14 protein-coding genes and 1 pseudogene are annotated in these 18221 nt (G+C 71.8%); 4 read left to right on the top strand and 11 right to left on the bottom strand.

Annotated features, from left to right (window positions below; translation table 11 throughout):
• Positions 1–215: 215 nt before the first annotated feature.
• The 4 genes and pseudogenes from B207_RS0113045 to B207_RS0113030 form a co-directional block, all read right to left on the bottom strand.
• Entirely contained in the window at positions 216–1163 is a 948-nt protein-coding gene (locus tag B207_RS0113045; protein ID WP_018636986.1) for an ABC transporter permease, read from the bottom strand.
• The gene (locus B207_RS0113040; protein WP_026311010.1) at positions 1160–2113 is read right to left on the bottom strand and encodes an ABC transporter permease; all 954 of its coding nucleotides are present in this window, start codon (positions 2111–2113) and stop codon (positions 1160–1162) included. Before B207_RS0113040 ends, B207_RS0113045 begins: the two co-directional genes overlap by 4 nt.
• A 958-nt stretch (positions 2114–3071) precedes the next feature.
• Positions 3072–4453 (bottom strand): annotated as a pseudogene (locus tag B207_RS33735) (alpha/beta hydrolase domain-containing protein).
• Between the two features lie 218 nt (positions 4454–4671).
• Positions 4672–5895 carry an RtcB family protein gene (locus B207_RS0113030; RefSeq protein ID WP_026311009.1) on the bottom strand — a complete coding sequence of 408 codons (1224 nt, stop codon included), beginning with the start codon at positions 5893–5895 and terminating at the stop codon, positions 4672–4674.
• A 359-nt stretch (positions 5896–6254) separates the two neighbouring features.
• Between B207_RS0113030 and B207_RS0113025 the strand changes: the two genes are divergently transcribed.
• On the top strand, positions 6255–7016 hold the full coding sequence (locus B207_RS0113025) for an SDR family oxidoreductase (RefSeq protein ID WP_018636982.1): 762 nt from the start codon (positions 6255–6257) through the stop codon (positions 7014–7016).
• A gap of 96 nt (positions 7017–7112) precedes the next feature.
• On the opposite strand, the gene B207_RS0113020 is transcribed toward B207_RS0113025, so the two are convergent.
• The 3 genes from B207_RS0113020 to B207_RS0113010 all read right to left on the bottom strand — a co-directional run bounded on the left by B207_RS0113020 (position 7113) and on the right by B207_RS0113010 (position 10349).
• A complete protein-coding gene (locus tag B207_RS0113020) occupies positions 7113–7961 on the bottom strand; it encodes an SAM-dependent methyltransferase (protein ID WP_018636981.1) in 849 nt (282 codons plus the stop codon).
• A 166-nt stretch (positions 7962–8127) separates the two neighbouring features.
• On the bottom strand, positions 8128–9042 hold the full coding sequence (locus B207_RS0113015; protein ID WP_018636980.1) for a fumarylacetoacetate hydrolase family protein: 915 nt from the start codon (positions 9040–9042) through the stop codon (positions 8128–8130).
• 149 nt (positions 9043–9191) lie between these two features.
• Positions 9192–10349 carry an acyl-CoA dehydrogenase family protein gene (locus B207_RS0113010; RefSeq protein WP_018636979.1) on the bottom strand — a complete coding sequence of 386 codons (1158 nt, stop codon included), beginning with the start codon at positions 10347–10349 and terminating at the stop codon, positions 9192–9194.
• 174 nt (positions 10350–10523) lie between these two features.
• Here B207_RS0113010 and B207_RS0113005 point away from each other — a divergent pair, with 174 nt between their 5' ends.
• Complete coding sequence (locus B207_RS0113005) at positions 10524–11384, top strand: LLM class F420-dependent oxidoreductase (RefSeq protein ID WP_018636978.1); 861 nt, start codon at positions 10524–10526, stop codon at positions 11382–11384.
• Between the two features lie 79 nt (positions 11385–11463).
• Here the strand turns inward: B207_RS0113005 and B207_RS0113000 are convergent, their stop codons facing one another.
• Positions 11464–12327: an alpha/beta fold hydrolase gene (locus B207_RS0113000; protein WP_018636977.1), complete on the bottom strand. Its 864-nt coding sequence runs from the start codon at positions 12325–12327 to the stop codon at positions 11464–11466.
• A 543-nt stretch (positions 12328–12870) separates the two neighbouring features.
• Here B207_RS0113000 and B207_RS0112995 point away from each other — a divergent pair.
• Complete coding sequence (locus tag B207_RS0112995; RefSeq protein ID WP_018636976.1) at positions 12871–14088, top strand: ABC transporter substrate-binding protein; 1218 nt, start codon at positions 12871–12873, stop codon at positions 14086–14088.
• A 203-nt stretch (positions 14089–14291) separates the two neighbouring features.
• Positions 14292–14930 carry a TetR/AcrR family transcriptional regulator gene (locus B207_RS0112990; protein WP_018636975.1) on the top strand — a complete coding sequence of 213 codons (639 nt, stop codon included), beginning with the start codon at positions 14292–14294 and terminating at the stop codon, positions 14928–14930.
• Between the two features lie 146 nt (positions 14931–15076).
• Here the strand turns inward: B207_RS0112990 and B207_RS0112985 are convergent, their stop codons facing one another.
• The 3 genes from B207_RS0112985 to B207_RS0112975 all read right to left on the bottom strand — a co-directional run bounded on the left by B207_RS0112985 (position 15077) and on the right by B207_RS0112975 (position 18061).
• Positions 15077–15265: a ferredoxin gene (locus B207_RS0112985; protein WP_018636974.1), complete on the bottom strand. Its 189-nt coding sequence runs from the start codon at positions 15263–15265 to the stop codon at positions 15077–15079.
• The gene (locus tag B207_RS0112980; RefSeq protein WP_026311008.1) at positions 15265–16557 is read right to left on the bottom strand and encodes a cytochrome P450; all 1293 of its coding nucleotides are present in this window, start codon (positions 16555–16557) and stop codon (positions 15265–15267) included. The genes B207_RS0112985 and B207_RS0112980 overlap by 1 nt, the downstream gene beginning before the upstream one ends.
• 238 nt (positions 16558–16795) lie before the next feature.
• Positions 16796–18061, bottom strand: coding sequence for a cytochrome P450 (locus B207_RS0112975; protein ID WP_018636972.1), 1266 nt, complete (start codon positions 18059–18061; stop codon positions 16796–16798).
• Positions 18062–18221 lie beyond the last annotated feature (160 nt).

Raw genomic sequence — 18221 nt, 5'->3', positions numbered from 1 at the left:
GAGCGGGGAGACGCGGGCACGGGGTCCCAGGTCCGTGCACCGGTCAGGAATGGAACTCGATCCAGCGCTCCACGGGTCGCGCTGTCGCGGCTCAGAAGCCGGTGCTCCGCGGAGTCCGGCGCGGTATGGGCGACCAGGTGGAACGCAGTCGCCGTGTCTGTGGACCGGATCAGGTCGACAGCGCCGACGGCGGCGAGGGGAGGCGACGGACCGGGCTAGTCGCGCATCGTCCGGTCGAAACGGCGGCGCAGGTGGTCGCCGGCCTGGTTCAGCGCGAACACCGTCAGGAAGATCGCGGCGGCCGGGACGAACACCATGTGCGGCGCGGTCTCGATGGCCTCCTTGCCGTCCGAGATCATCCCGCCCCAGCTGGGCTGGGGCGGTGGGATGCCGACACCCAGGAAGCTCAGGGAGCCCTCGGCGACGATCAGGGCCGCCATCACCACGGGCAGGAACGCGCCCAGCGGGGGGAGCAGGTTCGGCAGGATCTCCTTGACCAGGATCCGACTGTGGCTGGCGCCCATGTTCCGGGCCGCAGTGACGAACTCACGGGACGACCAGGCGAGCGTGTTGGCGATCGCGAGGCGGATGAACGTGGGGATGATCAGCAGCGTCAGGCCGAACAGCAGCGTCTTCACGCTGGGCGTGAGGATCGCCGAGAGGGCCAGCAGGAGGATCAGCGGCGGGAAGGCGAGCATCGCGTCGGTGACCAGGCTGATGGTCGCCTTGGTGCCGCGGCCGAGATAGCCGGCGATCATGCCCAGCAGGGTTCCGATGGCCGCGCCGATCAGCCCGGCGGCGGTGCCGATGAGCAGGGACACCCGGGCCCCGTAGACACAGCGGGAGAGGAGCGACCGGCCCTGCTGGTCGGTGCCCAGCAGCATGTCGAGGGACTCGGCGCTCGGTGGCTGGCGTGGCCGCCCGATCGGGATCGAGTAGGACGCCAGCGGCAGCACGTCCGCCAGCGCGGCCAGCAGGATCGTCGCGATCAGCCAGGCGTAGGACAGGTACACCAGGATCGAGCGGGGCTGGTGCACGCGGGGGACGTCCGGCATTGCGCCGGTGGCGACCGGGGCGGCGCCGGCGGGGCCGAGGGCCGTCGCGGCGCTTTCGGAGCCTGGGGGTAAGGGGGTGGCGCTCTCCACCACGTCGGGGCTGGTCATGCGGTGGCCGCCTTCCTGACGCGCGGGTCGAGCCAGCCGTAGCTGAGGTCCACGATCATGTTGATGACCACGTAGACCACGGCGATGAACACGACCACACCCTGGACGGTGATGATGTCACGGGCGGTGATCGAATAGATCACGAGCTGCCCGAGGCCCGGCAGGGCGAAGAACGACTCGACGATCACGGTGCCGCCGATCAGCCGGCCGAGGTTGATGCCGACGAGCGTGACGAGGGAGAACGACGAAGGGCGCAGCGCGTGCCGGGCCATCACGTAGCCCGGGCTCATGCCCTTGGCGCGGGCGGCCCCGATGAAGTCCTCGCGCAGCGTGCTGATCAGGTCGGTGCGCAGCAGACGGTGGAACGAGGCGATCTCCGTCAGCGAGATCGCGATGACGGGCAGGACCACCCCACGCAGGTTCTCGCCGAGGTCCTCGCTGATCCGGGTCCAGCCCGTGACCGGGAACCAGCCGGTCTGGAGGGCGAACAGGTAGACGAGGACGGGGCCGGCGATGAAGGCGGGGACGGAGAGGAAGACGCTGGACAGGGCCGCGATCGCCCGGTCGAGCGGGGAGCCGGGCCAGGTCGCCGACAGCACGGCCAGACCGATGGCGATGACGAGCGCCACGATCAGGCCCAGCGCGGCCAGCTCCAGGGTCACCGGCAGGCGCTCGAAGATCGCGTCGAGGACCGGTTGGTGGGTGATCGGCGACTCGCCGAGGTCACCGGTGACGGCATCGCCCAGCCAGTGCACGTACTGGGACCACAGGGGCCGGTCGAGTCCGAGCTCGGCGTTGAGTGCGTCGATCGCCTCGGGTGTCGCGTTCTCTCCCAGGATGACAGAGGCGGCAGACCCCGGAGCCAGGCTCAGCAGCACCACAGCCCCCATGGTCACCAGTAAGACCACGAGCAGGGCGCGCCCTACACGTCTCGCAGCAGTGAGCAGCATGCAGCTCGCTTCCTTGATCCTTCGAAGGTCGCACGGACAACGACCGAACCGACCTGCGTTACATCACTGACGGCGAATACGCCGATATGTCGTGGGCAAGGTTATAGCCGGAGATCGAGCGATTGCCAACATTGTGCCGTACGGAGGGACCGCTCCGGCCGCACCGGTGCTGACCTGGCCATCGCGCGGCGAGCCGGGTACCGTCTAGGGCCCGCCAGACGGCGATCATGGACTCTCTGTGTTCGGGGTGCGACATATCGGACATGGCATTCTCGGTTTGGAGATTGCCATATCACCGAAAAATAAATGCCGTTCCACAATTCTTTCGATGACGGGAAATGGCATTTTCTGAAAGGTCGGGAGGGTCTCCGCGAGTGTCCGGGCGGCTACCTCGGCGGGGTCGTGGGCGGGCGCCTGGTCCGGGTCTGGGAATGGCAGTTCGGTGTGGCCCACGCCACGGATTCGGTCCACTGCTCTGGTGTCGTCGGCCGACTGAGACCACAGGGTCCGTGTCGGAGTTCGAGTTGATCGCAGTGCAAATCCCAACCGGACCGGTGGTCCGGAAGGAACGGGATGCGGGTTGGCCCGGTTCGGGTGCCGGCGGTGCCCGTCGGCCGCCTCGCCCCGCGCATGCCCGGCGGGCCGGGCGTCCGCGGGCCCGCCCGGACCGGCAGCCGGCTGGGCCGGCGGCAGTCGCGGCGGAGGCGGGCCGGGCCATCGGAAACGTCTCGGGCTGCTGTCAGGAAGGGGGGAGGTGGCTGCGGTGCGGGCGGCTCGTATCGGCTGCCGCCGCGCCCACGGTCGCGCCCACGGTCGCGCTCGCCGGTCACCTGTGCTGCCCGCCCGGGGGGCAGGTGGCTGGCCGGACCGATCGCCCGGCGTGGTTGATTCGCTGCTTTGGGTAACTGGTGGTGTGGTTATTCGCGGGCGTTCCCGGCGGGGCCGAGAACGCCCGAGATCAGGCCACTATCAGGCTGGAATCCGCCATTGCGAGCATCGCCGGCCGGTCCTCGGAAAGGAGGAAGCCAGAGCTTACCGCTGATTCGGTTGCCTCGTTGTAACGCTTTTGGTACTCGTTCCGGGACGGATACCGTTCGGCCAGCCGGCCGGCCGGTAGTGGGCGGTTCGAACCGGCCAGTTGGCAGATTGCCGACGGGGTCGGTCCGGCCTCACCCGACAGCACGGTGACGGGTATTTCCACCGGGGGTGTGCGGACCCCGCCGACCGCGATCCGGTCGGCGTCCCGCTGGACGCTCGGCTCCCCGTCCGCGGTCACCTCGATGCGGGGCGCGGTCGCCGGCGGCGTGCCGGTCGTGGCCCAGGCGGCCAGCGCACGCAGCCCCGCCTTGGCGACGAGGTGCAGCGGGCCGCTGTTGATCGGCACGCCGCAGTCGATCCTCGCGGCGGCGGCGCCGAGGAGGCGGGTGTCGACGTGCGCGGTACCCGCCACCTCCCACAACCGCAGCCGGGCGTTGTCCGGCTGGCGGGCCCGGTGTGAGCTCAGCAGCCCCGTGAGATCACTTTCCGTCTGCACGTCGAGGACCGGCGCGTCCTGGTCGGTGCGGAACACCGTGGGGGTGCCGCCGAGCGCTTTGATCAGGTCGGCGTGTTCCTCCGGGCCCACCAGCGGAAGCCCGGACGCACCCCGGCTGTGCACGAAGAAGCCGTCGAAGGCCCGCGGGCGTGGCCCGCCCAGCCCCGTTCCGGCCCGTACCGCCCGCCCGACCTGGGTGAGGATGTCGAACGAGAAGCCGTCCCCGGGATGGCGCAGCGAGCCGTAACGGGCCGGGTCGATGGCGACGAGCCCCCGGCCGGCGAGCGACGCCCCCTCCGTCACCGGGACGAGCACCGGACCGCCCACGACGCCGATCCGCTGGGCGGACACACCGACCCAGGCATGCCCCTGGCGGAGGATCTCCTCGCGGAACGCGCCCCATTCGACGTCGGCGTCCACACCGCCGCTTACGTTGAGCCATTCAACGACCACGGTGCCGCTGAAGTCCGCGGCCTTCGCCGGGCGGCGGACGAGCACCCTGGTCCGGTAGGGCGCCGGTGAGCCCGGGTGAACTCCCAGCGGCCGTCGGCCCCGAGCGCGCCGGCGGCCTGATAGGCCGTCGCCGTTCCGGCCGCGGCGAACTCCTGTTGGACGTAGCCGGCGACCGACGAGCAGTGCCACCGCCGGCCGCCACCGTGTGAGCGGGTGCGGACGTGCCGTCGTGCCGAGCCACTCCACCGGTCGGTACCTCCGTCCGCGGCGGCGGTACGGCGCGGGTCGCACCTGCTGGCCACCACCTGGGTGAGCGTTCGGAGAACGCCCGGGATGTGATGGTGCGGCAGCATAACGCCCCCCCGCCGGCAGACGGCGGGCCCAAAAGTGCTGTCAGGACGCGGATGCGGGGCTTCGGCGGGGCTGTGGCCGGGGCGTGACGGAGCCCCCACAGGGGGGCGCTGCGGTGGCCGCGTGCCAGCTCGCGGCCGCTGCGGGCGGGGGTGACCCGGGCTACGGGCCACCCCCCGCCGTGGGCCACCCCCGCCGTGGGCCGCCTCCGGCGTGGGCCTCAGCCCTTCACACAGAGGACGGCGTGCAGCTCGGCGGCGACGTCCACCAGGTCGTCCTGGTAGGCGATGACGGCCTCGATGTCCTTGTAGGCGGCCGGGATCTCGTCGAGCACGCCGGGGTCCTTGCGGCACTCGACACCGATGGTCTGGGCGGCCAGATCGTCGGTGGTGAACTCCTTGCGGGCGCGGGTCCGGCTCATCCGCCGTCCCGCGCCGTGCGACGCGGAGTGGAACGACTCGGGGTTGCCCAGGCCGCGCACGATGTAGGAGCGGGTGCCCATCGAGCCCGGGATGATGCCGTACTCCCCGGCCCGGGCCGAGATGGCGCCCTTGCGGGTGACGAGGACGTCCGCGCCGTAGTGATGCTCCTCGGCCACGTAGTTGTGGTGGCAGTTGACAGCGGCGAACGCCGCGTCGCCCGCGTGCGGCCCGTCCACCGGCGGGGCGGGGACCCGCAGCCGGGGCAGCCGCGTGCGCAGCGCCTCGACGTACAGCCCGAGCATGGTCTCGCGGTTGTGCCGGGCGTAGGTCTGGGCCCAGTCGAGGTCACGCCGGTACGCGGCCATCTCCGGCGTGCCGGCGAGGAACACCGCCAGGTCACGGTCGGGCAGGCCGGCGTTGTGCGGCAGCTTCTTCGCCGCGGCGATGTGGGCCTCCGCCAGGGTCTTGCCCACGTTGCGCGAGCCGGAGTGCAGCATCAGCCAGACCGCGTCCGTCGTGTCCAGGCACAGCTCGACGAAGTGGTTGCCCGAGCCGAGGCTGCCCATCTGCGCCATCACCCGGTCCAGGCCGCCGCTGCGCCCGCTGACCGACGGGTGCAGGTCACCGAAGCCCGCCCACAGGTCGTCGTAGCCGCGGACCCGCCGGGAGATCTCCGCGTGCCCGCGGTACCCGACGGGGATGGCCGCCTCGACCGCGGCGCGCAGCGGACCGAGGTCGTCGGGCAGGTCGGCCGCGGTCAGGCTGGTGCGCACGGCCGCCATCCCGCAGCCGATGTCGACGCCGACCGCGGCGGGGGAGACGGCGTCGCGCAGCGCGATGACCGAGCCGACCGTCGCCCCCTTCCCGAGGTGGACGTCCGGCATGACGGCGACGTGGTGGTGGACGTAGGGCAGGTCGGCGATGGTGCGGAGCTGGTCGAGGGCGGCGCTCTCGACCTCGTGCGGACGGGTCCACATCCAGATCGGCGCGGCGGCGCCGGACAGCTCGTCCACGGGGGACACAGTGAGGTCACTCCTTGCGGTGGCGGGGTTGGATCGGGCCCGATCCGCCGGGGTCCGGCCTGATCCACGATGGCCGCATCCTTCGCTGTTGGCCAACGAATTGTTGCGCGGTGCGACGGCGCCGGTGCGACGGCGCCGGTGCGGCGGCGCCGCCGACGGCGCCTCCGACGCCGCCGACCTGGGTGTCTGTCGGCAGCGATGCACCTGTCGCCGCCGCCTGCAAGACTGCTGCCCCAGTGATCCGCCGGCGCAGCGATCCGATGCCCCGGCGATCTGCTGTCCCGGAGATCCGCTCCGACCCGGGCGGCGCCGCACGGCGCGGGCCCGGGACGTCACGCCGACAGTGGGAGGAGCCCATCATGTCCGCTGCCCAGGAACGGGTCGCGATCGTCACGGGGGCCGCGCGTGGTCTCGGTGCCGCCACCGCGCGCAGGCTCGCGGCCGACGGGCTGGCCGTCGCCGCCCTCGACCTGGAGGAGAGCGCCTCGAAGGAGACGGTCGACGCGATCGTCGCGGCCGGGGGGAAGGCGATCGCCGTCGGCGTCAACGTCAGTGACTCCGACCAGGTCGACGCCGCGGTCGCCCGGGTCGCCGCCGAGCTCGGGCCGCCCACCGTCCTGGTGAACAACGCCGGCATCACCCGCGACAACCTGCTGTTCAAGATGGCCGAGGCCGAGTGGGACCTGGTCATGGAGGTGCACCTGCGCGGCACCTTCCTGATGACCCGCGCGGTGCAGAAGTACATGGTGGACGCCGGTTTCGGCCGGGTGGTGAACCTGTCGAGCACCTCGGCGCTCGGCAACCGCGGGCAGGCCAACTACTCGGCGGCGAAGGCCGGCCTGCAGGGCTTCACCAAGACCGTGGCGATCGAGCTCGGGAAGTTCGGCGTCACCTGCAACGCGGTGGCGCCCGGTCTGATCGAGACCGAGATGACGCGGGCGACCGCCGAGCGCCTCGGCCGGCCGTGGGACGAGTACGCGGCCGCCCGCGCGACCGACATCCCGGTGGGCCGGGTGGGCGTTCCCGACGACATCGCCCACACCGTGTCGTTCCTGGTCAGCGAGGGCGCTGGCTTCGTCTCCGGCCAGGTCGTCTACGTGGCCGGCGGCCCGAAGGCCTGAGCGGCGGCGGCCGGTGGCGACCGGTGGCGACCGGTGGCGGCCCGCGCCGCCGCCGGCCGCCACCGGTCCCGGGCACCGGGTCCGCGGTCGGCTGGGTCAGGCCCTGCGCCCCAGTCCGCCGGCGACGAGGCGCTCGGTCAGCGTCATGGTCTCGGGCAGCGGCTCCTCCGGGCGCCACAGCGGGTTGTAGACCACGCCGGGCTCCTGGAGGTCGAATCCGTCGAAGAAGGCGGTGATCTCGTCCAGGGTGCGGAACCGGCCCCGCCCGAGATCGGCCAGCATGACCTTCTCCAGCTCCCTGGTCTCCTCGCCGTGGGTCACGAAGTGGCTCAGGAACAGGTAGCTGCCGGACGCCAGGCGTTCCCGGTAGGCGGCGAGGATCCCCGCCGGGTCCTCGTCGTCCTCGATGTGGTGGACGACGGCGAAGAGCAGCAGCCCGACGGGCTCGTCAAAGTTGATCAGAGCCGTCAGGTCGGGATGATCCAGCACGCTGCCGGGCTCGCGGAAGTCCGCGGTCACCACGGTCGTGTGCTCGTTCTCGGCCAGCAGCGCCCGGCCGTGGGCGAGCACGATCGGGTCGTTGTCGACGTAGACCACCCGGGCGTCGGGCGCGGCCGCCTGCGCCATCTGATGGGTGTTGCTGGCCGTCGGCAGGCCGGACCCGAGGTCGATGAACTGGCGGACACCCTGCTCCGCCATGAACCGCACCCCGCGCCCGAGCAGCGCCCGGTTGTACAGGGCTGACTGCCGGCCCCGGGGGGCGAGCTGCATCAGGTGCTCGGCGACGGCACGGTCGACCGGGAAGTTGTCCTTGCCACCGAGGATCGCGTCGTAGACGCGGGCGATGCTGGGCACGGTGATGTCGATGCCCTGCGGGTCCCAGGCGGTCGGCGGCTCCTTCACCGCGCGTGCCAGCGGATGCTCGGCCAGCTCGTCCTGGCTCATGGGACTCCCGTCGTCGGTGCTGTCATCGGGCTGTCGTCACTGTCGCCGCCGCGGCCGGCTGGGCCCCGGCCCGACGCGGATCATCCTAGAACCATTGGGTGATCGGCAGTGACACGGGCGTCCTTGGCGGGTGGCCGGCGGCGCCCGGCGGGGTGGCCGGCGGTGGTCAGGGACGCGCGGAGGCGTCGACCACGGGGTTGCGGACAGAGCCGACCCGCTCGACCCAGACCTCGACGACGTCGCCGGGGCCCAGGTAGCGCGGCGGGGTGCGGATGTACCCGACCCCGGCCGGAGTGCCGGTGATCAGGACGTCGCCCGGGTTCAGGGTGACGGTGCGGCTCACGAAGGACAGGATCCGGCCCACCGAGAAGATCATGTCGCTGGTGTCGCCGTCCTGCACGACCTCGCCGTTGACCCGGGTGACCAGCCGCAGCCCCGCGCCCGGGTCGCCGACCTGGTCGGCCGTGACCACGGAGCCCATCGGGCCGCTGCGGTCGGCGTTCTTGCCCAGCGTCCACTGCGCGGAGGCGCCCTGGGCCCGGCGTGCGCTCAGATCGTTGAACGCCGCGTAGCCGAACACGCCACGCAGCGCGGTGTCCTCGTCGACGTCGGTCAGCCTGGTGCCGACGACCGCGGCGAGCTCACCCTCCCAGTCCAGCCCGCGCTCCCCGGGCGGCACGGGGACCGGCGTCCCGTCGACGACCAGCGAGGCCGTCCAACGCCCGAAGATCGGCGGGCGCTTCGGCAGGTCGAGGCCGGTCTCCGCAGCGTGCGCATGGTAGTTCAGACCCATGCCGAGTACCCGGGCACCAGCCGGAACGGGCGGCGCGAGCGTCAGATCGTCGAGGTCATGCTCGCCGTCGGCGGCGGTGGCGACACGGGCGGCCTCCAGCCAGCAGGGGAGGTCGGCGTAGAACTCGTCCACCTCCGCGATCCGGGCCACCCGCAGGCTGCTCGGATCGCCCGCGGCCGCCGGAAGCCCGCCGCCCGCGGCCTGGTCGCCCGCGGGGTCGCGGCCCGCGGGGTCGAACACCCGGCTGACCACGACACGCCGACCGTCCCGCACGCCCACGAACCGCATCCGCCGCCCTCTCGTCCGCCCGTCGGGCCGACCGCCGCGGCCCGGTACCGGCCGCCGTGCTGCCCCGCCCGCTCCCCAGTCTGCCGCCTCCCCGCCGAGTGAGCGGTGCCGTGCGGCGCGGCGGCGCAGGCATCGAGGTTACTGGCGGGTTACCGCACGCCGGCGTTGCGCAGGAGCTCGCGGGCGATGACGATCTGCTGGATCTGGCTGGTGCCCTCGTAGATCCGGAAGAGGCGGGCGTCGCGGTAGAACCGTTCGACGGGTACGCCGTGCATGTAGCCGGCGCCGCCGTGGATCTGCACCGCCCGGTCGGCGATGCGGCCGACGGCCTCGGAGGCGAAGTACTTCGCGCAGGACGGGCCGAGTCGGGTGTCGCTGCCGTCGTCGTAGCGGGCGGCGACGTCGGTGACCAGGGCCCGTGCGGCGTACAGGTCGGTGGCGGAGTCCGCGAGCAGGCCCTGGACGAGCTGGTGCGTGCCGATCACGCCGCCGCCCTGGACCCGGCTCGCGGCGTAGGAGACGGACTCGTCGAGGAGGCGCTGGGACAGGCCGACGCAGAGTGCGGCGATGTGGACCCGGCCGTGTGCCAGGCAGCGCATCGCGGTCGCGTAGCCGCGGCCCACGCCCTCCTCGCCGCCGATCACCGTGCTGGCGGGGACCCGGACGTCGTCCAGGTGGACGTCGGCGGTCCAGGCGCCGGCCTGGCCCATCTTGTGGTCCTTCGGGCCGATGCTCAGGCCGGGGAGGCCGCGCTCGACCATGAACGCGGTGATGCCGCGGGCGCCGGCGGCGTCGGGGTCCGTCCGCGCGAACACCATGAAGACGTCGGCCAGCGGGGCGTTGGTGATGAACCGCTTCGAGCCGCTGATCACCCAGCCGTCGCCGTCACGGCGGGCGGCGGTCGTGAGACCGGACGGGTCGGAACCGGCGTTCTCCTCCGTGAGAGCGAACGAGGCGGTCCATTCGCCGGAGGCGATCGGCGGCAGGTAGGCCTTCTTCTGTTCCTCGGTCGCGCCCTCCAGCAGGACGTGGCCGGCGATGCCGTTGTTGGTGCCGAACATCGACCGGAAGGCCGGGGTGGTGTAACCCAGCTCGAAGACGAGCCGGACCTCGGCGCTCATGTCGAGGCCGAGACCCCCGTATTCCTCCGGAATGGCGAATCCGAACAGCCCCATCTCGGCGGCCTCCCGGCGCAGGTCGGCAGGAATCGCATCGGTGTCGTCGATGGTGGGTTCCGCCGGCACGACTCGTTCACGGACGAAACGCCGCGTCGCGGCGATGATCTGACGCACCTCGTCATCGAGCACGGGATCTCCCCTCGGGCCCGGGCCCGGGCGGCCCGCTGAGTATGAAGGACCAAGAGTGCCGTCGAACCGGGTACGGGTCCATCGATCGCCGGTGCCCGTCCCACTGTCGCTTTCTGATAAGCAGGGTGGCGGGCGCGTGAGGTCCGTCACCGACACGTGGACAGGACGGCCGACATGGATCTTTCAGGCATCGGGGTGTGGAGCCATCAACTGCGGTACGGCGATCCGGCCGTGGCAGCCGACGCGGCCGCGGAGCTGGAGACACTCGGCTTCCAGGCAGTGTGGATACCCGACACCGGCGGCCCGGTCCTCGACGTGGTCGGCGCGCTGCTGGCCGCCACGAGCCGGGTGACCGTCGCCACCGGCATCCTCAACCTCTGGATGCATGACCCGGCCGAGATCGCCGCACGTACCGCCGACCTGGCCGCCGCCCACCCGAACCGCTTCCTGATGGGCATCGGGGTCAGCCACGCACCCATCGTCGACGCCGCCGAGGCCGGCCGCTACCGGCGGCCGCTCGCGGCGATGACGGCCTTCCTGGACGAACTGGACAAGGCTGACCCGCCCGTCCCGGCGGAGGACAGGGTGCTGGCCGCGCTCGGCCCCAGGATGCTCGACCTGGCCGCGCACCGGTCCCGCGGCATCCACCCCTACCTGGTGACCCCGGAGCACACCCGGCAGGCCCGGGAGCGCCTCGGTGAGGGCCCGCTGATCCTGCCGGAGCAGACGGCCATCCTCACCACCGACGCCGACGAGGCACATGCGATCGGCCGGCCGTGGCTCGCCGGCTACCTGGAGCTGCCGAACTACCAGAGCAGCATGCGCCGGCTCGGCTTCACCGAGGACGACATCACCGGGGTGAGTGACCGGCTGTTCGACGCCCTGATCGTCTGGGGGGACGAGGCCGCGATCGGCCGGCGCGTCGAGGAGCACCAGGCCGCCGGCGCCGACCACGTGTGCCTGCAGGTGCTTCTCGCCGACCAGCGGGCCCTCCCACGTGATCAGTGGCGCCGCCTGGCCGCTGCGCTGCTGTAGCGCACCGCACCGCACCGCACCGCGCCACCCGCCACCCGCCACCCGCACCGCGCGGCGGGTGGCGCGCGGCGGGTGGCGGTCAGGTGAGGGCGTCGGCGGCCCAGGCCGAAAGCACGGGAGCCAGCAGCGGCCAGCGGACGAACAGGCTCGCAGCTGTCGCCATCTCCGCCTGCCGTTCCAGGTACTCGCGGTCGCCCCAGGGCGGCTCGACCAGTCGGGCGCCCGGCAGCAGCCCGGCCAGCGCCTCGGACGTCGCCCTGGGGTGGAACGGGTCACTCGCCCCGCTGCGGAACACCAGGGCCGGCACCCGGATCGACCGCGCGCCCTCGTCGGAGAGCCCGGGGACGACCTCGCCGGGCCGCGGGCTGAACGCGGCCATCCACCGCTGCACGGTGGCGAGGAACTCGTCACGGTCCTGGGCCAGCAGCCGCTGGCGGTTCTGCGGGTTGCGCTCGAGCGAGGGCGCCCATTCCGGCAGCGCCGCCACCGCCGCCATGTCGCGCGTCCAGGCGGTCGTGACGGTGGCGGAGTAGTAGGCGTTGGCCAGGATCATCAGGCCCGGGGCGCCGCCGCTGACCCACCACAGCGCCAGCCCGGCGGCGGCCTCGGGGTGGTGCGCGGCGGTGAGCAGCGAGACATGGGAACCGACGGTCCCGCCGGCGAGCACGGCCGGCCCGAGGCCGAGGGTGGTGAGCAGGCCGGCGAGAGCGTCCGCCTGCATCCTCGGCTCGCTCGGCCCGGAGAAGTACAGGTCGGACTCGCCGCTGTTCGGCCTGTCCCACAGCAGCACCTGGTTGCCGGGCCCGGCGATGGCCCGCGCCAGGTCCGCGACCCCCGCGGTGTCCCTGGTGAACCGGCCGCCGAGGGTCAGGACCCAGGTGCGTTCGCCCTCGCCGATGATGTCGTAACCGATGCGCAGCCCGTTGACGTTCGCGTATGCCACCCGACGGACAGTAGCGGCAGCACCGGGCCGGCGGCACCCCGATGCCCCGCCCGGGCAGTCGTCCGCGGCGGCGGGGAATCGCGACGGGGCCTCGGCGGCGGACGGAACGAGAGTGTCGCGTGGCGGCCCGGGACGGCCACGGAAAAGGCCTGACACCGACGTCGTCGGAGGCAGGTAGGGCGTCTCCGGGGTGACCGAAGCCCGAACCAAGGGCAGGCTTCCGGGTTTCCTCGCGCCCGTGGAAAAGGGCTCGACGGCGCCGTTCCGGCTATTCCTGCACCGTGATTTTCGCAGGTCATGCCCGTGCAGTGACCGAGCTGCATAATCCTGCTTACCGGTCGAGCAGCCGCGTCGCGGCCCGGCGGCGAGTGCCATCGCAGGCGCGCTCTCGGGCGCCCGAGGTCAAAGGAACGTGCATCGATGAGGCGTCGTCGCACCCGCGGCTTTCGTTTATCGGGTCTCCTGGTTTTACTGTGCCTGGTGGTCGCGGCCTGTTCGAGCCCCACCGGTGGGGAGAGCGGTACGAACGCACCACCCGCGGGCATGCCGAACAGGGGCAACCCCGGAGTCAGCGCCACGGAGATCCGGTTCTCGCTGCTGGCCACCAGGAGCAACAATCCCATCGGAACCTGCATCCTCGACTGCTTCGGCGACGGTGTCGAGGCCTACTTCGCCTTCCGTAACAGCGAGGGCGGGGTGCACGGCCGCAGGCTGGTGGTCGCCGAGCAGATCGACGACGAGCTCGGCAGGAACAGGGAAGGCGCCCTGCAGATCATCAGCGGGAACAACACGTTCGCGACGTTCGGTGCCGCGCAGCTCCCGCTCGGCTGGGCCGAACTGGCCAGGGCCGGCGTTCCCCAGTACGTCTGGGCCATTCAGCCCGCCGCCATGGTGAACCAGAAGTCGATCTTCGGTAACGCTGCCCCCGTCTGCCTCGACTGCACGTCGCGGACCTACCCGTACGTGGCCGGGCTGGCGAAGGCGACGAAGATCGCGGCGCTCGGCTACGGAGTCTCGGACGTCTCCAAGGAATGCACGTCGACGATCACCCGGACGATCGACCGCTATCACGGTGACACCGGGCAGGAGATCGTCTACAAGAACGACGGCCTCGGCTTCGGCCTGCCCAACGGCATCGGCCCCGAGGTCTCGGAGATGGGACGTGCCGGCACGCAGATGATCATTACCTGTCTGGACCTCAACGGGATGAGGATCCTGGCCCAGGAGCTGGAGCGCCAGGGCATGCGGGACGTCGTGCTCTACCATCCGAACACCTACGACCAGGACTTCGTCGCCGCTGCCGGTGACCTGTTCGAGGGCGACTACGTCGGGGTGTCGTTCCGCCCGTTCGAGGCGGACCCGGTCGGGACCGGCCTCGCCGACTACTTCAGGTGGATGGAGGAGACCGGCGCCGGGATCACCGAGGCGGCCATGGCCGGCTGGATCAACGCCGATCTCGCCTACCAGGGGATCCTCGCCGCCGGGCCGAACTTCACCCGCGCCAGCGTCGTCGAGGCGACGAACAGACTGACGGACTACAGCGCGGACGGCCTCGTCAACCCGATCGACTGGTCGCGCCAGCACGAATACCCGACCGAGGAGGATCCGGCCACGCACGGGTACAAAGAGGAGTGCCAGGCGCTGGTCCAGGTGAAGGGCGGGAAGTTCGAGGTCGTCGGCGGGACGAGTGCGGAGCCGTTCGTCTGCTGGTCGAACGAGAACCGGGACTGGTCCGAGCCGAGGCCGACGGCGATCACCTGAGCTGCCCCGCGAGGCAGAACCCGCCAGGCAGACTCCGCCAGGCAGACTCCGCCAGGCAGGCTCCGCCAGGCAGGCTCCGCGCCGGCGGTGCGTCCGGTGGCAGCAGGGAACCGGTGTGCGCGGAGAAGTGGCCTCGCGACAGAAGTGGACGGTATTCTTCCGTTTATGATGAGCAGCGTTCGATTACAGAAGGGTGGGAAGTCGTGACGGCGTTACCCCCGGTCCGCCTCAGGGCCGACGCCCGGCGCAACCGTGACAAGATCCTGGCCGCCGCGGTGCACGCGTTCACGGAGGACGGCCCCTACCTGCCCATGGAGGAGATCGCCCGGCTCGCCGGGGTCGGAGTGGGGACGCTGTACCGGCACTTCCCCGACCGTGACGCGCTGATCATGGCGGTCGTCCAGGACAGTCTCGCGACCATGCTCGCGCGGGCGCGGGCCGCGGCGGTCGACGAGCCCTGCGCGTGGGAGGCGCTGATCCGCAGCATGAGCGGCTCGCCCGAGCTCCGCCTCGCGCTGCGCCTGCCGAACCTGTTCCAGCCCGCGACCACCGAGATGATCCGCGCCGACCCGGAGATCCGCCGCATCCGCGGTGAGCTCATGGCCCAGATCGACACCCTCGTGCAGGCCGCGCAGCAGGAGGGCACGCTGCGCCCGGATGTCGGGACGGGCGACGTCGTGCACCTGTTCTCGCTGCTCCTGCAGGGCATGCAGAAGATGCCGCGCGAGGTGGGGGAGGCCGTCTACGAGCGTTCGTGCGCCATCGTGCTCGACGGTCTGCGTACCCGCCGGGGGCCGCTGCTGCCCGGAGGCCCGCTGACTCTCCGCGACATCACGGAGTAGTGCCCGCGGCGGCCACCCGGGAGGGGACGGCGCCTGCCGCCGCGTCGCCCCGCGAACGACCGCGCCCCGCCCCGGCGAGGCCCGGGACGGGGCGCGTGCGGACTGCTCGCGGGGCGACGCGGCGTGTGGGCAGCGCCGCGCCGTGGTCAGCGCTCGGAGATGGCGTGCTCGGGGCAGTTGCCCACAGCCTCGTGCACGACCCGCTCGAACTCGGCGGGCACCTCGTCGACCGTCACGACGGCGAAGCCGTCGTCGGAGAGTGTGAACACCTCGGGGCACAGGGTGGCGCAGGTGGAGTGCCCGCAGCACCGGTCCTCATCGACGACGACCTTCATCAGATGGCCTTCGGTGCGACGGTGAACTCGAGGGCGAGGTGGGTCAGACCCCGCAGGATGAACGTCGGCAGGTAGCTGAACCGGCGGTCGCCGGCCGGGCCGTGCACACTGTCGGCGATCCGGATCTCGGTGGTGCGCTCCAGGATCCGCTCGATGGCCGCGCGGGCCTCCGCGCGGGCGAGCGGCGCCCCTGGGCACGTGTGGATGCCACGCCCGAAGGCCAGGTGGTGACGGGCGTTCGCGCGGGTCACGTCGAACACGTTCGGGTTCTCGAAGCGCCGCGGGTCACGGTTCGCCGCGCCGTTGCTGACCATGACGGTCGTCCCGGCGGGCAGGTCGACCCCGCCGACGGTCGTCGGTACCCGGGACAGCCGGAAGTCGCCCTTGACCGGGCTCTCCAGCCGCAGCGTCTCCTCGATGAAGTTGCCGACCCGGTCCGGCTCGCGGCGCAGCAGCGCCTGCAGCTCCTGGTCCTCCGCGAGGATCTTCAACGCCGTGCTGAGCAGCCGGACGGTCGTCTCCTGGCCGGCGGAGAACAGGTTCGCCGCGACCCGGACGACATCGATGACCTCCGGCGTCGACCCGTCCGGGAACGTGGCCTTGGCCAGACCGGTCAGGACGTCGTCGCGCGGCGCGGCGCGGCGGTCCTCGATGTAGGCGCTGAACCGCTGGTAGAGGAACTCCAGCGGATTGTGCGCCAGGTGGTCGTCGTCGGTGCTGCCGATCCCGCCGCCCTGCGTCTCGGGGTGGCGCTGCAGCTTGTCGAGGAACTCCTCGCGGTCCTCCTCGGGAACGCCGAGCAGGTCGGCGATCACCATCAGGGTGAACGGACCGGCGAAGCCGGTGATGAACTCACCCGCGCCCTGAGCCAGGTACGGCTCGAGCATCTGGTCGACGAGGTTCCAGATCTGGGCCTCGTTCTCCTTCAGCCGCTTCGGGGTGATCAGGCGCATCAGCAGCGCGCGGTGCGCGGTGTGCGTCGGCGGGTCCAGCGTGGGCAGCTGGTCGCTCATCGGCAGCTCGTCCCGGTGCCGCTCGATCAGCTCGGTCACGTCGTCGCCCTCGAGCGGGACGGGAAAGCCCGGGAAAGGACCGGTCACCGAGATGCAGGAGGAAAAGGTGGCCGAGTCGTGAAAGACCTCGACGGCCTCCTCGTAACCTGTCACCATTACCACGTCGTGGTGCTTCTCGCGGAGCACGGGGCACTGCCCGCGCATCTCCTCGAGGAACGGGTACGGGTCAGCGACCAGCTTCTCGTCCCGGAAGTAGTCGGGCACCTCAAGGTCACTCACAGTTTGTGTTGCTCCTTCCATGGCCTCGCGGCCAGTCTCCCATCCGGGTCAGGGCGACACAAACGACGCGTCCCTGCAGGGGGCGTGACCGAGCGTGCCCTGCCGATCGGCTGGACGCCGGCCGCCCGGCCGGGTAACGGCCAGACAGCGGCAGGATGTCCTCGCCGCGCGCCGGTCAGGGCGTGCAGGCGCCGGTCAGGGCATGCGCCGCGACCGTGCGGGGCGGGCGCGGCCCAGGTCAGCCGACCCGGATCGGAAGTGTCGCCAGAGCTCGGTGGATCAGGCTCGGAAGGTAGACCAGCTCGGCGTCGTCCACCGCGAGCTCAAGCGTTGACGTTCCGTGGACCAGCGCGCCGATCGCCGCCGCCGCCTCGATGCGTGCCAGCGGGGCGCCGAGGCAGAAATGAATACCGACGCTGAAACCCAGGTGGCGGCGGGCCGGCCGCGGGCCGTGATAACGGGTGATGTCGAAGCGGTCCGGATCCGGGTAGGCCTCCGGGTCCCGGCCGGCCGCCGCGCTGACCAGCAGCACACCGTCCCCGCGTTCGAAGGTCCGCCCGGCCAGCTCCGTCCGCCGGCACGCCGTGCGCATCGTGAACTGCGTCGGCGGGTCGTAGCGCAGCACCTCCTCGACGGCGGAGTGCAGCAGCTCCGGCCGGGCGCGCAGCAGCGCCAGCTGGTCGGGGTGGCGCAGCAGGGTCAGCACCGACGACCCGATGTAGTTGATGGACGTCTCCATCCCGGCGACGACCATCAGCGACGAGACACCGAGCAGCTCGGTCTCGCTGAGCGCGTCGTCCCGGTCCCGGGCGGCCGCGAGCATGCTGACCAGGTCGTCGGTCGGCTGGGCCCGGCGCTGCGCGATGAGCTCCTGGAAGTAGCGCTGGAAGTCGAGGGTTGCCGTCCGGCGGGCCACCAGCTCGTCCTCGGTCAGCAGGTTGTCCGGGTCGGTGCCGCGGGCGATCGCGAGTGCCCAGCCGCGCAGCGACGCACCGACGTCGTCGGGCACACCCAGCAGTTTGCCGAGCGAAGCGCTGGCGAGCAGGGCCGCGTAGCCGTTGATCACCTCCAGCGTGCCCGTGGTGCGGGCCTCGGCGACCAGCCGCTCGGCGTGCGCCTGGATGCGCGGCGCCATCGCGTTCACGATGCGCGGCGTGAAGGCCTTGTTCACCAGCCCGCGCAGCCGGGTGTGATCCGGCGGGTCCATCCGCAGGAAGGAACGGGGCGCGCTGGCGTTGCCCTCGCGGAACGGGCTGATGTCCGCGTCGTAGCCGTGCACCCAGTCGTCGCTCTGCAGCACGGTCTCGAGGTCCGCGTACCGGGTGAGCACGGTGACGGGGACGTCGCCGAGCATGAACGGGCACAGCGGCCGGGTCTCCCGCACCTGCTGGTAGTTGAGGTACGGGTTGGCCTTGTGCGCCGGGTGGAAGGCGGTGAACTCCACCGGGGCGGGCCCGGCGGCGGGTCCGGTCGAGATCTGCGCGGCGGTCTCTGCGGCGGCCATGGCGTCTCCCGGTCAGGTCGCTGCCCGGACGGCGTCCGTCCGCCCGGCTCGGGTGCACTCTGGCGGACCGCGTCCGGGTGCGACAGCGAGCGCGGCAGACTCCAATCGCGCGATTGGCCGGTGCCAACCCTCGTGGGCGAGCACGGTGCATGGATCGATT

It is taken from the genome of Parafrankia elaeagni (assembly GCF_000374165.1).
GTDB lineage: Bacteria > Actinomycetota > Actinomycetes > Frankiales > Frankiaceae > Parafrankia > Parafrankia elaeagni.
The sequence above is the reverse complement of the archived record's forward strand: the minus strand, read 5'-3'. Positions and strand labels throughout refer to the sequence as shown.

Coding starts and splice junctions, on each gene's coding strand:
- B207_RS0113045 (WP_018636986.1), bottom strand. CDS start 1,163: ATGACCAGCCCCGACGTGGTGGAGAGCGCCACCCCCTTACCCCCAGGC.
- B207_RS0113040 (WP_026311010.1), bottom strand. CDS start 2,113: ATGCTGCTCACTGCTGCGAGACGTGTAGGGCGCGCCCTGCTCGTGGTC.
- B207_RS0113025 (WP_018636982.1), top strand. CDS start 6,255: ATGTCCGCTGCCCAGGAACGGGTCGCGATCGTCACGGGGGCCGCGCGT.
- B207_RS0113020 (WP_018636981.1), bottom strand. CDS start 7,961: ATGAGCCAGGACGAGCTGGCCGAGCATCCGCTGGCACGCGCGGTGAAG.
- B207_RS0113015 (WP_018636980.1), bottom strand. CDS start 9,042: ATGCGGTTCGTGGGCGTGCGGGACGGTCGGCGTGTCGTGGTCAGCCGG.
- B207_RS0113005 (WP_018636978.1), top strand. CDS start 10,524: ATGGATCTTTCAGGCATCGGGGTGTGGAGCCATCAACTGCGGTACGGC.
- B207_RS0112995 (WP_018636976.1), top strand. CDS start 12,871: ATGCCGAACAGGGGCAACCCCGGAGTCAGCGCCACGGAGATCCGGTTC.
- B207_RS0112985 (WP_018636974.1), bottom strand. CDS start 15,265: ATGAAGGTCGTCGTCGATGAGGACCGGTGCTGCGGGCACTCCACCTGC.
- B207_RS0112975 (WP_018636972.1), bottom strand. CDS start 18,061: ATGGCCGCCGCAGAGACCGCCGCGCAGATCTCGACCGGACCCGCCGCC.